Source organism: Akkermansia sp. NBRC 115031 (genome assembly GCF_030268505.1).
Taxonomy (GTDB): domain Bacteria; phylum Verrucomicrobiota; class Verrucomicrobiia; order Verrucomicrobiales; family Akkermansiaceae; genus Akkermansia; species Akkermansia massiliensis.
The window spans coordinates 317,274-331,746 of the sequence record NZ_BSQU01000002.1 but is presented as its reverse complement, the minus strand read 5'-3'; the positions used below and the strand labels follow the sequence as shown (position 1 = coordinate 331,746).

General features: G+C 46.5%; 10 protein-coding genes and 1 tRNA gene. 3 read left to right on the top strand and 8 right to left on the bottom strand.

Annotation, left to right across the window (positions count from 1 at the left end):
* Positions 1-336: 336 nt before the first annotated feature.
* The 3 genes from QSJ36_RS04125 to QSJ36_RS04115 all read right to left on the bottom strand — a co-directional run bounded on the left by QSJ36_RS04125 (position 337) and on the right by QSJ36_RS04115 (position 4,637).
* Entirely contained in the window at positions 337-1,536 is a 1,200-nt protein-coding gene (locus QSJ36_RS04125) for a sialidase family protein (protein ID WP_285467134.1), read from the bottom strand.
* 166 nt (positions 1,537-1,702) lie between these two features.
* Positions 1,703-3,043, bottom strand: coding sequence for a sialate O-acetylesterase (locus tag QSJ36_RS04120; RefSeq protein ID WP_180975262.1), 1,341 nt, complete (start codon positions 3,041-3,043; stop codon positions 1,703-1,705).
* A 337-nt stretch (positions 3,044-3,380) separates the two neighbouring features.
* Positions 3,381-4,637 carry a DUF2254 domain-containing protein gene (locus tag QSJ36_RS04115; RefSeq protein ID WP_102728996.1) on the bottom strand — a complete coding sequence of 419 codons (1,257 nt, stop codon included), beginning with the start codon at positions 4,635-4,637 and terminating at the stop codon, positions 3,381-3,383.
* A 385-nt stretch (positions 4,638-5,022) separates the two neighbouring features.
* Here QSJ36_RS04115 and QSJ36_RS04110 point away from each other — a divergent pair, with 385 nt between their 5' ends.
* On the top strand, positions 5,023-5,157 hold the full coding sequence (locus QSJ36_RS04110) for a hypothetical protein (RefSeq protein ID WP_258001252.1): 135 nt from the start codon (positions 5,023-5,025) through the stop codon (positions 5,155-5,157).
* A gap of 314 nt (positions 5,158-5,471) precedes the next feature.
* The gene (locus tag QSJ36_RS04105) at positions 5,472-6,992 is read left to right on the top strand and encodes a M60 family metallopeptidase (RefSeq protein WP_285467125.1); all 1,521 of its coding nucleotides are present in this window, start codon (positions 5,472-5,474) and stop codon (positions 6,990-6,992) included.
* A 1,120-nt stretch (positions 6,993-8,112) separates the two neighbouring features.
* Here QSJ36_RS04105 and QSJ36_RS04100 read toward each other — a convergent pair.
* From QSJ36_RS04100 to QSJ36_RS04080, 5 genes are all read right to left on the bottom strand, one after another.
* On the bottom strand, positions 8,113-9,162 hold the full coding sequence (locus QSJ36_RS04100; protein ID WP_285467124.1) for a nucleoid-associated protein: 1,050 nt from the start codon (positions 9,160-9,162) through the stop codon (positions 8,113-8,115).
* A gap of 3 nt (positions 9,163-9,165) precedes the next feature.
* The gene (locus QSJ36_RS04095) at positions 9,166-10,296 is read right to left on the bottom strand and encodes a hypothetical protein (RefSeq protein ID WP_146019339.1); all 1,131 of its coding nucleotides are present in this window, start codon (positions 10,294-10,296) and stop codon (positions 9,166-9,168) included.
* Complete coding sequence (locus QSJ36_RS04090; protein WP_146019340.1) at positions 10,293-11,231, bottom strand: hypothetical protein; 939 nt, start codon at positions 11,229-11,231, stop codon at positions 10,293-10,295. Before QSJ36_RS04090 ends, QSJ36_RS04095 begins: the two co-directional genes overlap by 4 nt.
* A 149-nt stretch (positions 11,232-11,380) precedes the next feature.
* Positions 11,381-11,470, bottom strand: a tRNA-Ser gene (locus QSJ36_RS04085).
* Positions 11,471-11,828: 358 nt separating this feature from the next.
* Complete coding sequence (locus tag QSJ36_RS04080; protein WP_285467122.1) at positions 11,829-13,310, bottom strand: beta-N-acetylhexosaminidase; 1,482 nt, start codon at positions 13,308-13,310, stop codon at positions 11,829-11,831.
* Between the two features lie 139 nt (positions 13,311-13,449).
* Between QSJ36_RS04080 and ruvB the strand changes: the two genes are divergently transcribed.
* Positions 13,450-14,469: a Holliday junction branch migration DNA helicase RuvB gene (gene ruvB / locus QSJ36_RS04075; RefSeq protein WP_285467120.1), complete on the top strand. Its 1,020-nt coding sequence runs from the start codon at positions 13,450-13,452 to the stop codon at positions 14,467-14,469.
* The last annotated feature ends 4 nt before the right edge of the window (positions 14,470-14,473 follow it).

Sequence of the window (14,473 nt, the reverse complement as noted above, 5' to 3'; positions counted from 1 at the left end):
CATAAATACAATGCCATTGAAAGCATTAAACTATATTTCAACGAACAGCATGGTGCAGGTAAAACCTGCACCATGCTCACTCGTCGGCTATCAAAAGCCCACATATATTTCAATCCTCGAATTCATGAAGAATTCGACAGAGAAGAAGATACCCGACAAAATCTTTTTTGTCACGTCCTTTATATGAGGGCTATTGAGCGAACCACTAGATCATGAAAACCTCTGATACCCATCCAGGCTTTGATATTAAACAACAATTTGAACTACTGTATGGCAAATTCAAACTAGCCACTACCTCAAAATAGAGGATGAAATAATCCATCCTCCCCATAAAACTTATTTAGCCACGGGGGGTTTCTTGCCGGAAGGCAGCCCCGTATCCTTTCCGTCGGTCAGCCACTCAATCGTAATGGGAACGAACTTCAACTTCTTGATATTCGCCTGATTCTCCTCATAAAGCACGCCCACGACACCGGGTTCTACCATGGCGAGGCTGGAATAGGCAAAACCGCCTTCTCCCAACAGTTTTTTCACCGGCCAGGTTTTGCCGTTGTCATAGCTCATCGCCACCTGTCCCTTGATGCGCCGTCCGGCGCTGGGACCGGAAAACAGGAGGCGGCTCTTGCCGCCAAAGGCAGGCTGGGCCGTCAGAGAATAAGTCATCAGGGAATTCTGCGTGCTGTCGCAAAACAATTCCGGAGCATCTTCCACTTCACCCCATGTCGCGCCGCCGTCCTGTGACCACACGATGCGGCGGCAATTGCCTCCGCCCCAGTGGCGCGCGACCATGACCACGCCTCCGTTATCCGTCTCCGCGATGGACGTTTCATTCACCAGGCCCTTCATATTGGCGGTCGGCTGGCCCTGCTTCCAGCTTTTGCCGCCGTCATCACTGTAAATGCAGGAAATCACCCATTTGCCGAACGGCCCTTCATTCATCGGAATCACCAGGCGCCCCTTGTGGGGGCCGCTCTTCAACTGGGTTCCCGCATTCGGGCCGGAAGCCATGATGTCCACGCCGGTGGGGCGCTTGGTCGTCTTCGTGATATCCTCCGGCTTCGTCCAGGAGGAACCGCCATTCCTGCTCTGGATCATGAAATTGCGGATGCACTTCTCGTCATCCCAACCCTGAGGAATATTGGGCTGCCGTTCCTTGACTCCTGCGGGATAACGCTGGAATACGACGGTCACGGTCTTGGTCTTGGCATCATAAACCGGGCACGGATTGTTAAACGTGGCCCCATGCGACTTGGCGATCGCCCGGGGGCGTGACCAGGTTTTTCCGCCATTCTTGCTGACGCTCATGATAATGTCGTTCTCCCCCTGGTCAGTATTCTTATACCGGCCTTCGGCAAACGCCAAAAGCTGCCCCTTCCCGATATTGAGCAAGGCGGGAATGCGGATGGACGCATAAGGGTTCCCTTCCCCAGCGCTGAATACGGTCACCGCCTTGTCCGTGGGAAAATCCGTCTTCTCTCCCTGCCCGAAGGCGGGCAGAACTGCGGCGCACACCGCACCCATCAAAAACTTGAACATGGAATTCATCATTACTGGACTTTATCTTGTTCCGAAGGGCTCTACAACCGCAATCCATGCCGTACCATCCTAAGACCAGAGCAGAAACTCTGACTCTCTCCAAAGGAATGGATAAACCATGCTGAAGGAGTGAGAAACCAAAAAAATCTGGCAGTCACATGAAAATCTACCTGGACTCCGTCTTGTTCATCCCATTCCGGGAATCCAAGGGATAGTCGAAAAACGGACACCAATTGTCCATGCGGTAAACGACGTCCTGAATCCGGGTCTTTACCTTCTCCCCCTGGGAATCCCGCAGGCATCCGCGCGCTCCGGTGCGCGGGCCGGAAGGAAGTTTCTCCTTCAAGGTCATTCCGTACCGGAGATGACAGCCGGAAGGGTCGGACGACATTATGATGCGGACGGCGTCTCTGCCGTTCAGCGTGACGGACTTGATCTCCAGGGGTTCGCCCTGCGCGTTCACCAGGGAAAAGCCGTAATTGCCCGGATCAAGGATCGTCTTGGTATCCAGCGCCAGCGGAGGCACAGGCACGAAAAACTTCACGTCTACCGTCCAGTCCTTCCCCTTCCTGCCAACTGCATGGGCGACAGGATGGATGGGCTTCCAATGCACGCCCTCCACCAGCACCTTGTACATGACGTATCCGGCATACTCCCCGTAAAGCCGGGACATGGGAGCGGTCAAATGCACCCCGTCGCTATAGGAAAAATGGTACATGGGCGTAGTCATGATGTACCGGCTGTCCTTTTCCAGAGCCAAATCCAGCTGGGCCACGGCAATCGCGGGATAATCCGTCGGATTCTGGGCAAAATAATTGAGATGGGAGGCAACCTGGTATCCAAAGCAGAGCACATCGTTCTTCTGTCCGGTAACGGCCTTGGCGTCCGCGTCAATATCCTGAATCAGCGCGCGCATCTTCTCCTTGTACCATTCCCCGGTTTTCCTGTCCTGCTGGTCGGTTTCCCCCTGCGTCCACAGGAAACAAGGCATGGAAAATGACTTGCCGGCCTTGGAGGCGAGCTCGCGCCCCGCTGTCAAATCATCCAGAATACGCTGATAGGGGGCGTTGCCTTTGGAAAGAACACCGATGCTGACGCCGCCCACGCCGTCGGCAGAGCACAGGAACCGGACGTTGGACGCCTTCCCGGAGTCACGCTTCTTCAGCAGGCGCATGAAATTCCCGGCAGCGCCGGAAACGGGCGTCTCTCCCCTGGCGCCGTCCGGAGAAATGCCTTCTACCAGGGGAATCACGGCGCTCCGGTCATTGCCGCCCTCAAAAGGACGAACGCCGCCTTTGAACATCAAATTGCCGTTCTTCTGCTCCGTCGTCACCACCGGCTTGGCCGTCCATCCTACGGAAAGCGACTGCCCGTAGGACGGCAAATAATTCCAGTCTGTTAAAACGGGCTTCTCCGCAAAACCATAAGGACTGCCAGCCATCAACAGGCAAAAAAGAACTCCGGTACGAAAACATGTGCTTACCTTCATGACAATACGCTGAATCATGGTCATGTACGGTCCGGTACCTATCGAAAATTCAACATGCTGAAGAAAATAACCGGGGAATGAATGAAACTTCCTCCTGCCCAAAAACACTACACATGAAAATGTTGAATATCATTCAACAGACATGACGCCCGTAGCTGCCCCATTGATGAACATGGAAATTCCGGGCAGCCATCCGTTTTACCATGATGATTTCTCTCCCATGGATTCTCCCGGAAAATAACGCCTTTTTGCAACCTGGTCCATCCGGGAAACTGTGGACCGTTAATAAGATTCAGCCCATTCAACCATACCTGGACCTCTAAAACCCCTCTTCTTCACCGTGAAGACAAGCAAGCTAATCAATGACCAGTTTTTTCAGGACTTCCTTATCTTCATCCAGCACTACCGTTCTGGATGCATGTTCATAGCATTGGCGGGAATACTTGCGGGCTTCCTCCTTGAACTGCCCGTTATCCAGGCCATGCAATGCGGCAAAAGCCTTCAACAACTTGATGTCAATCGCCATAATCCCTCCTTCGTCGCGCAGAATAGGGCTGAAAATATCCGAAAACAAATTGGAGACGGTCAACGGAAGCACCCATATCCTCTCGTGCTTCACGCCGGGACGGCGTTCTTCCCGGGCATACTTCGTCAGCAGCCGCACGCCCCGGTTAATAATATCAATACCCGTTCCGTAATCATTGACGGCTGCAGACAGGGCCCTGGCAGCAATCTCGGCAAGCACGCACAATCCAAACCTGGGGTCCTGTTCAAAATTGCGCTCATGCCCGATGATAAACGCTCCAAGCAAATCACGCCGGGTTTCATTTGACACAGGCTTGTCAGCATAAACCAGAACCGAGGTAACGGACACGAAATCCCCCGGGAGCGAGACGACGTAAAGATCAAGATCTCTATCCCTGGAAAGATGGTCCAGCTTTTCAATATCAATATATTGAATATTGCCTGTCTGATCACTCCTGACGGGAACGGCATTTTCCGGAATATCAAGCTCCCTATCAACGAGGGGATTGGCGCCCAGATAGGGTTCCCGGGCGCGTTCCAGCAATGCCCTTTCCGTTACTCCCTCCACCAGCTCGGAAGTCTCTCCCACCCGGCCAAGCCTGGACAAATGCTCAATCCACCGGATGAGCGTGACCAGAATAATGGCAATCACCCCCAGGGTGACAACAAACAGAACCACCCTTCCCCGCTGGTCATACATGCCGGAATTCAGGAAAATAATCGCAATCAGGCTGAAAATGAAGGAACCGATGAATGTGGAAAGAGCATTCTGGGCCGTGGAATCCTCCATCAGCAGCTTCGTAGCCCTGGGCGTTACGCTCGACGTCGCCGCTGCATAAGCGGAAACAACCGTGGTTAAGGAAAAAGTCGTAACCGCCAGCATGCTTGAAGCCAGGATATTCAAAATTGTATCGACCGTATCGGCCCCGATCTTTTGAAAAATATCAAACGGAACAAACTCGCCCAGGTAAATGGAGGCAATAGCCGTAACAATAGCCAGCAGCGCAAAATAGGTAGCCTTGACCCAAAGAAGCTTGTTAGCCCTCAAAAACAATAACCTGATTTGAAAAATGAAGGACCCTTTCATCAGAAGCTGGAATTGGAAAAACGGTTGGAGGCTACTCTCCTGTTAAAACAGTATCGAAGCCTCTCCGTTCAAGAATAAGACTCTTAAAGGAGGGTGAGAAGCCGATCATTTCTATAACTTTAATGTCTCTCGAAGTGGAACCCCGCATCCGGGAAACCGCAGGAAATGGTTTCTGAAACTGGAAAAGGAGTTCACTCAAGTCAAGCAACTCAAAACAGCGCCCATCCTTCCGAAAAGAGCGACTTTGCTTCAAGGAATGGCTGTGGAAAGCAAGGTTCCCGGCTGTGCCGGACTCTCTCTGTACGGGCAAACCCAAAAACACAGGCAGAATCTACCTGTAAATGCTCATAGAAACCTATGGATCCGTTGCCTCCGCTTTCTCTACATGGAGAAACGCCTCGATCAGGCAGCCCTCATCCTGAACAACAACGTGCTGTTCTTCTATCAGCAACACGGATGGCACATAAAAGCCATTCTGACGGATGACAGGAAGAGAATATTGCGGGGAGGCGCGTGGTAGAAATTCTATGCCGATGTCGAAGAATTTCAGAAGGACTCAATCAAATGGCTCAAGGGTTACAGTCGCAAACGCCCTCATAGGACTACCGCAGTATGGGAAGGCAATTGAGTAAAACATGGAAGCCTTAAAAAACACGCCATACGAAAAGAAAACCAGCTATACAACGTGAGAGCGTTCCCATTCATCAACCCGCCCCGTCTTCCGTTGAAGCAGGTTGATTTTTTCGTTTGCCGGTAAAAAGAGAAATGGTGAAAGAAGAGGAAAACGGAGAATGTAACTTGTAACATCATAGAATCACCCACTCCCACGTTATCATGAACCGAATCATTTCATTCCTCTCCCTGCCCCTGTTGTCGCTCGCATCCGTACTTGCGGCCAACACTCCGGAAAGCATCGGCAACGACCTCCAACTATTCAAGGATGCCTCCTGCACGGCTTTGAAGCAGCATGTTAAAGACATTTCCGCCTTCCAGTCTGACGCGATGAAGGAACTCGCGGGCAAAATCCTGGCAGGCAACTACAAGCCGGACTACCTGTATGCCGAATACCAGGCCCTCCCCTCACCGCGCCAGACGGGCAAAAACCTTAGAATCGGAGAGGGATTCAGTAAATACGACAACATGACGGGCGTCTATCTGGAAAAAGGGCAGCACGTCGTGCTGGTCGGCAAGACGGATGGGCGTGAAATCAGTCTTCTGCTCCCGAACCTGATGCGCAAGCCGGCCGAAGGAGTGCAGCCGACGAAGGATCCCAACGGCTGGGGACTGCACAAAAAGCAAATACCCCTTAAGGAAGGAATCAACATCATTGATGTAGAAACGCCCGCCAACGCCTACATCAGCTACTTCAGCAACGATGCCGACACGGCACCGAAAATCCCCGTCCATTTCGTGACGGGCAAAGTCAACGGCTATTTCGACACCACCCGGGGCGATACCAACGAAGACTGGGTACGCCTGCTTGACCAGGCCGTCTCCCCGATCATGGACGCCCGGGGAAAATACATCCAGGTTGCCTACCCCGTCGAATTCCTGAAAAAATTCACCAGGGACCGCGGCACTGAACTCATCAACGCCTACGACAAGCTGATAGGCATCCAATACCAGCTGATGGGCCTTGAGAAATACGGCAAAATCCCGAAAAACCGCGTCTTTGCCCGCGTGAACTTCAACTACTACATGTTCCGCGACGGTGATGGAGTAGCCTACCTGGGAGACAATGGTACGATGCGAATGGTGACCGATCCTGAAAACGTCCTCAAAGGCGACGCCTGTTGGGGCTTCTCCCACGAAGTCGGCCACGTGATGCAAATGCGCCCGATGACCTGGGGCGGCATGACGGAAGTCAGCAACAACATCTTCTCTCTTCAAGCCGCCGCCAAAACGGGCAACGAAAGCCGCTTGAAACGCCAGGGCAGCTACGACAAGGCGCGCAAGGAAATCATCGATGGGAAAATTGCCTACCTGCAATCAAAGGACGTTTTCAACAAGCTGGTCCCCCTGTGGCAGCTCCATCTCTACTTTACCGAAAACGGACATCCCGACTTCTACCCTGACGTCATGGAATACCTGCGCAACAACGCAGGAAACTACGGAGGGAATGATACCATTAAATACCAGTTCGAATTCATCAGGGCATGCTGTGACGTCACAAAAACCGACCTGACCGACTTCTTCGAGAAATGGGGCTTCTTCGAAACCGGACAATTCCACATCGGCGACTATGCCAATTACGATTTCACCGTCACCCCCGAAATGGTGGCTGAAACGAAAAAATGGATTACCGATAAAGCCTACCCAAAACCCAAAACCGACATTGCTGGAATAAACGAATAAAGCTATTGGGGAATCCCGATTATTCTTCACAAGCGTTAAATATGCCGTGAACCTATGGTAAAAATGAAAACTTTTTCTCCCTTAGGAAATGTATCAGGTGAGAAAAGAGGAAAATCCATTTAGCCCTTTGTAAGGCAAAATTATTTTTTGCGGTCATTTTTCAGATTTTCGTATGGGTAATACCCATCATTCCTTTGAAATCCTTACAAATGATCCTGGAGTCATTCAGAATAAATTACCCTTCATTAGTAAGAATAGCACGTACCATTGACCAAAAACACGGCATCATTTCCCTATGAGGATTTTGTACGAAGCCGTTTTCAAAAAAACATTTTCCTCGTGGTCATCCAAACAGCATTCATCACTTGGAATCAAAGGAATATAGCCCAATTAATTCTAAATTGATTTCTACGGAAATTATTCAGGAAAGAAGGTAATTGGTAAGGGGAGAGGCTAAAAAATCCATACAATCAATTCTAGGACTATTAAGAATAAAATAATCTGTGTATAAATGATTCTACGTATACAGTAATCTGCATTTTCTCAAACATGGGATTTCAAAAATGATCCTGTACAATGAAGTAATGAAGGAATATAAAACGGGTTTAAAATTTACAAATTTATTGTAATGAGCAAGTTATGATAAAAATGGTCTCATACAATGTATACTTAAGATAAAAGAGAGAATTTTTAATGTATACCGCTGTATATCTAGTATTGTTTCCAGAAATTTCATGAAAATTCATAAGCGCATGGAAACAAATAAGTTATAAGAAAAATAATCTCACTCAATGTATGAATATAATAAATGGAGGAATTACCAAATGTATGATTACGTATGACCAGATTCCAGGACTTCCAAGGTCAATCAGTTTTGTACGAAGGCATTTTTAATTAAAATAATTCTAAGCAATTAATTCTAAAATTATTCCTATGAAAATTGTTTAGGATATAGAGGAATGACTTAGAGATTGCAGGGAAGGTTCTTGGAGAGATTTAGGGCAAGAACAGTCTTAGGGACAATCATTCAAAAGAAGAAAATCCTGATTGGAACAGATTTTGGAAGCTACGAACCTAATCAGGAAGAAGTGACAAATGGGTGAAATTGTATTTTCAATATTTAATGTTCTTCATTAAAAAATAATTGATAGTAATATAGGCCAGATTCTTTATCAAAACCTCTCTTAATATAATTATTACTATTGCGTACTAAAACTTCAAAATTATCATCTAATCTAATTAGACCTCGCAATTTTCTCATTTGCTTTTTTAAAGCTTGTTTAGAAATATGAAAATCATCTGAAATTTCTATGTTATTATCATGCAAATATTTTGATTTATATGTATCAAATTTATCAACAAGACCGTATTCGGCTAGAACATCATTAGCATAATTATCTATACTAAAATTTATGTTATTTGCAAAAAATTCAAATGATTTGTTAATTAATTTTACCTGGTCAGATTTAGTAAATTTTTCGTCTTTTCCTATTTTTTTAGATATAAATGAATTAGAAATAGCTAAAATGTTTTTTGTATCTTGATATGAATCTTTTCTCGGAACAATATGAAGAAAATCATCTGTCCAGTATTTTGGACGTGTGTTTTTATTCGATGAATCCACAACCGCAATTAAAAATCCATCTTTTTCTTCTTGGTTAAATATTATACAACCTTTATCTAGTTTGTTTATATCGATTCCTTTTTCACTTTCTATAACAAAATCATTGTCATCTGATAGAAAAACACGTAAAAAAGTATTTCTATTTTCTGATTTGAAAATCCCAATAGCATTTACATATTTATTATTTAGCAGGCATTTCTTAAAATGAACTACATACAGTTCTCCTCCTCTTATTTTAGGATGATTACTTTTTTCATATAAATACTTTGCAATATTTAAGGATTGATCATGGAATTTTTTTTTGTCAGAAAAAATATTTTTTGAAAATAGATACAATTCATTTAAGTTTAGATCTATTTCATGACTGAATCGATAGAATTCATTCAAGTTAAAAGACGAAACAAAATAATGAACTAAAATATTTTGTAAATCTTTAGATATGAAAATGGGTGCTTTTGAAAATATACACCCTTCATTAGTAAATTTATTACCTACTTTGTGGATACTAATAGTAGATATTTCTGTTTCTATAAAATCTAGTTCCATATATTATTTTATCTTACTAGATACAAATGTATCATAGGCGGCTGATTTGAGACGATCGATATCAGACAGGAGATTCTTTTTCAACATATTTCTAGTTATAAAATTTATGGAATCGGAAGAGGTTAAAGTAGAAATGTTAATTTCAAATTCTGCTGTCTCATTTTTTCCACTATTGAAATCAGGAAAACCAAAATTGACTCTAACTATCCCTTTGTGGCCCCTGTATGAATATTTGAATGAAGAATCCATAGACCATAGTTTTAAGTCCGTATGATATTTTTTGTCTTGGATGAAAAATTTCTTATCTAATTCTTCTCCAGTTAATGCTAGTTTTTTAATTTTCTCCATCCATTTTATATCTGCTTGAGAAACAGTTTCCTCCGGTTGTATAGAAACATCCTTTATTGCTTCAAATTCTAAAAAATCACTAGAAATTTTACTTGTCAATTGGAAGAAAAAATCAAAACGCTCCCCATTTTTGAACTCGTTAAAAATTATTTTCCTTAATATAGCATCATCAGGTATTACTCCTCTGGACTTATAATTTTTTATTTGTTGTGATGTCGCAAATTCTGCAAGCAATTTAGTTTCAGGAGAAGTATGTTCTATGACCACGCGCCCTTTTGAATTTGTGTCTCTAATGAACTGAAAAGAGCCTGTAAATAAATTGGTTTGTTCGTACCATGCTTTATTTCGATCCACCCTCTTTAGCGTAAATTCTGCTTTTACATGGTTGGGATTATCTTCAACAATACTTAATTTCAATGGTCTTTCTAATTTACATGTTGGTAAATATCGTTTTAAATAATCGGCAATAATATTACCATCAATTTGACGAACATCTTGTGCAAAAATATTTGCATTATTTGTCCACTTGATATCTCGAGAAATTATTTTTTTGTTGTCTTCCTTTGAAGAAAAAGCATCCCTTATCAAATCAAATTCTTGAGGGCTTATCAATAACGTTTGAATCAAAGGAACAGTATATTCCTTATCAGAAGATAAAGCATATATTCCTCTTTTTTTCAATATTTTATGCAACTCTGATTCAGATATAAATTTTTGTTGTATAAATCCACGTAAATTCTCACCATAAGGAAGTACTGTCTTTATATCTTTATGCTCTGTTTTCATTCAATAAGAAGATCTAATGGATTAGTGTAATTTATTATTTTAACAGATTTAGTAAAAATATCGTCTTGGAATTGTTGTTTTGCTGTAGAAACGTACTCTTCATCATTAAGCCTATTGTAATCATGAAATCCGATTACTACTTTACCAGTAAGTTCTGTTGTGATATCTTTTGCAAGGCCGATTAAGCGAATAAGACTATCTGATTCAAAATTATCTAAAATGCCTAAGAACAAGCTCGTTTCTCTACTTTTCTTGTTAGTGAGCTTTATCGGAATAATTGGTGAATTAAAATATTCAATTGGTAAAATTTTACCAACATTTTTCCTGTCTATAGGATTTATATTTAATCCTGTATTTGGGTAATAAAAATCATAGTCATAATTAAATTCGTTTGCTTTTATATATAACATTAATTGCAATATGAATCCAGCTCTTTTGTTGTCTATTATATATAGAGATTTCTTTACTGTATTTGCATCTAATCTCATGGAACTAATCTTTTGTACCAGATCATCATCCTCTTCTGCAATATTGTTTAACCAAAAAAGAACGCCTACATCATTAGTCGAAGAGTATTCGAATTTTTCGTCCATATCGGTTTGTATTTTCGAGCCATCAAAACAATCTAAGGCGGAAACTAAATCATTCGTATATTCCCGAACAAGTCTATTTGGGCTATTGGGGTATTTGTTTGTACTATATTTTGATGATATTAATGCATGAACTAATTGTCCAGAAACAAGAGGGCTCATGTATGTATACATGTAATCAATACCATGTTCTATTCGTTCTTTTGTGCCATTTTTAGCATGGTTTTCTTTATCAACACAAGGAATGTCTTTTCCCTTGCTTGCTGCACTCCAGCCAACAAGCGACAGTATTTGGTATACGACATCTTCCCCATATTCTCCTATCTTCTTTGACCATTCTCCCATATCTTCTAAGAATTTGAATTTTCAACACACTATACTATTTTAGAAACCAAGATGCAAAACATAATCGCTTTTTCCCACAATTTTCCGCACCCTCCTACAAGCAAAAACCGCAATATACTCATTACGAATATATTGCGGCAGAAAATTGATGGCGGACAGGGAGGGATTCGAACCCTCGGTACTGTTGCCAGTACACACACTTTCCAGGCGTGCTCATTCGACCACTCTGACACCTGCCCGTTGATAGATTGTGTTAGATAGGAAAGCGGGGGTAATGTAACGGCAGAAGAGGGGGTTGGCAATCTTTTTTTCACTTGGGAGGCATTTTCCTGTTTTTCCCCGGCTCTTCTCGCCTCTTCCCCGTTGCCTGAAAAGGATGGAAAGCACAGAGGTATTGCCTGGGACTCTTCAAAGAGAATGGGAAAGGAATCATGCATACCATGCAAAAAACAGGCTTCTGTTATCTACAGAAGCCTGTCATTGAACAAGGTTGAGTCCTTCGTGCCCGATGCCTCTCTTCTTCAGAAAGGGAAAGAACGTTCTTACTATTTTTTCAACGTTTGCATCTTTCAGGAAGGGACTCTTGCTGTCCGGTCATTATTTCTTTCCCGGGCGTTCAAGATCGATACCCCATTTTTTCTGCATGAATTTTTTGTGGAATTCCAGTTTGTCCTTGAAGCGGTTCAGGTTTTTCACCTCCTTGGGGGACCATGCGGTTTCCACGAGGGCCAGGGCGCGCGGGTAAGCCTGGTAGAAGACACGTTCGATGTTCGGCAGACGTTCCGCCCACAGGCAGCAGTCTACGCCGCGCACGCGTTCCATTTCTTTGGCAGAGAGACCATGTTCCGGTTCCAGGGAGTACACGTTTTCCAGCGTGTTGACGGGCATCCAGCCCGTATCCGGCTGGCCGGAAGGCCAGTCACCGGGAAGCTGGGGATAGTCAAAGTAGCATTTGCCGTTGGGCGCGCAGATGACGTCCACCTTGTCGCCCGTGGTGTTGGCAACCGTCTTAGGCGTGTGACCGCCTCTCCACGTAGTGACTATCACTCCGTCCGGATATTTGCCCATGGGTTCATACCAGAAGACGGCCGTTTTCCCGCGGCTTTTCAGCATTTTGGCGCACCGGGTGAAGAATTCCACCATTTCCTTTTGCGCGGCGGCCTTTTTGTTTTCCTCATGGATACCGGCTTTTTCACGGAAGTCGGCGCATTTGGGACATTTCATCCAGTTGTCTTCCGGCGCTTCGTCTCCGCCCAGATGGACGTATTGGGATGGGAAGATGTCTTTGAGTTCATTGAAGACGGCGTTGTAGAATTTCCAGACGTCCGGGTTGCCGGGACATACCAGCGTGTAGGAGATGCCCGCATTCGTGCGCACTTCCAGTTTGGGGTTCGGGAAGCAGAGGAATTCCGGATAGGCGGTGCAAAGGGCCTGGTTGTGGCCGGGCACGTCTATTTCCGGGATGATTTCAATGTTCCGGGCAGCCGCGTATTTTACCAGGTCTTTAAGCTGTTCCTTGGTGTACATGCCACCATGGGGAGTTTTGTTGCCAAAGGTTTCCTTACGCTTGGAGGCCACGCTTTCCAGCTTGGGGTATCCGGGCACCGGAAGGCGCCAGCCCTGGTCATCCGTAAGGTGAAAATGGAGCTTGTTGAATTTGTAGAAGGACATCACATCAATGAATTTTTTGACGTCCTCCACCGGCACGAAGTGGCGCGCGGTGTCCATCATCATGCTGCGCCAGCCAAACCGGGGCTTGTCTTCAATGACGCCGCAGGGTATGCCGCCGTCCTTGTACTGGGCCTGGAGCTGTTCCAGCGTGTTTTTAGCGTAAAAGAGGCCCGCGCGGCCGCCAGCCTGGATTTCCACGCCCTGCGGCTTGATGGTGATTTTGTATCCCTCCGGTCCCAGAGCCTTGTTGGCGGCCTGCTTGAGGATTTTGGGGGATTTACAGACGCCGGAGGAAGTGCTGACTTCGACTGGTTCCGGGATGATGTGATAGGGACGGGATTCCACATCGCCAGCGGCAAAAACACTGCCGCCCATCGCCAGCAGAAGAGGTAGGATACGCCATTTCATTGCGCGTGATTCTGACGGAACCACACTCCATCCGCAATCAAAAAAGGCCAGAGGCTTCCGGCATGTCCCGGAAAAGGCGTTTCCCCCCCGCACTTCCATCTTGACGTATGCCTCAAAGACAGGTTTGCTAGTCCTGCGCATGGGAGAGTCCTTTTACACACGCACTACGGAGACACCCCCCTCCGCCTTTGATTTGTCCCTCAGGCCGCCCGCCTTCAGCGAGTTCCGCGGGCAGGAGAAGATCAAGGATCGCCTGATGCTGATGGTGGAAGCCGCCAAACAGCGCGACGACGTGCTGGACCACATTCTGCTGAGCGGCCCCCCTGGCCTGGGGAAGACGACGCTTGCCAATATTATCGCGAATGCCGTCGGCTGCCGCATCCATACGACGTCCGGCCCCCAGATCGAGAAGGCGGGGGACCTGGCAGGCGTGCTGACCAATCTGGAAAAAGGGGACATCCTGTTTATTGACGAGATCCACCGCCTGCATCCGGCCATTGAGGAGTACCTGTACCCGGCCATGGAGGATTTCCGGCTGGATATTATTATCGACCAGGGCCCGAACGCCCGCTCCATCCAGCTGAATCTTCCCAAGTTCACCCTGGTGGGGGCCACCACCCGCGCCGGGATGCTGACCAGCCCGCTGCGTTCCCGCTTCGGCCTCGTGAACCGGCTGGATTATTACACGCAGGAGGATCTGTGCGCGATCATCGAGCGATCCGCCGGATTGCTGAACATTCCCGTGGAACCGTCAGGCGCGTTACAGATCGCCCTGCGCTCCCGCGGCACTCCCCGCGTGGCCAATTCCCTGCTGCGCTGGGTGCGGGATTACGCCCAGGTACGCGGCGACGGCGTGATTACGGAGCAATTGGCGCACGATGCCCTGACCATGATCGAGATTGACGACGACGGCCTGGACGAGATGGACAAGCGCCTGCTGGAAGCCATGATTTACAAGTTCAACGGCGGTCCGGTGGGCCTGTCCTCCCTGGCCGTGGCCGTGGGGGAAGACGCTTCCACGCTGGAGGACGTGCACGAGCCTTTCCTGATCATGCAGGGGTACATCAACCGTACTCCCAGGGGACGCGTGGCGATGCCTTCCGCCTATCTCAAGATGGGGGCCACGCCGCCCGCCAACGGACAGGGATGGCTGTTGTAAGCCA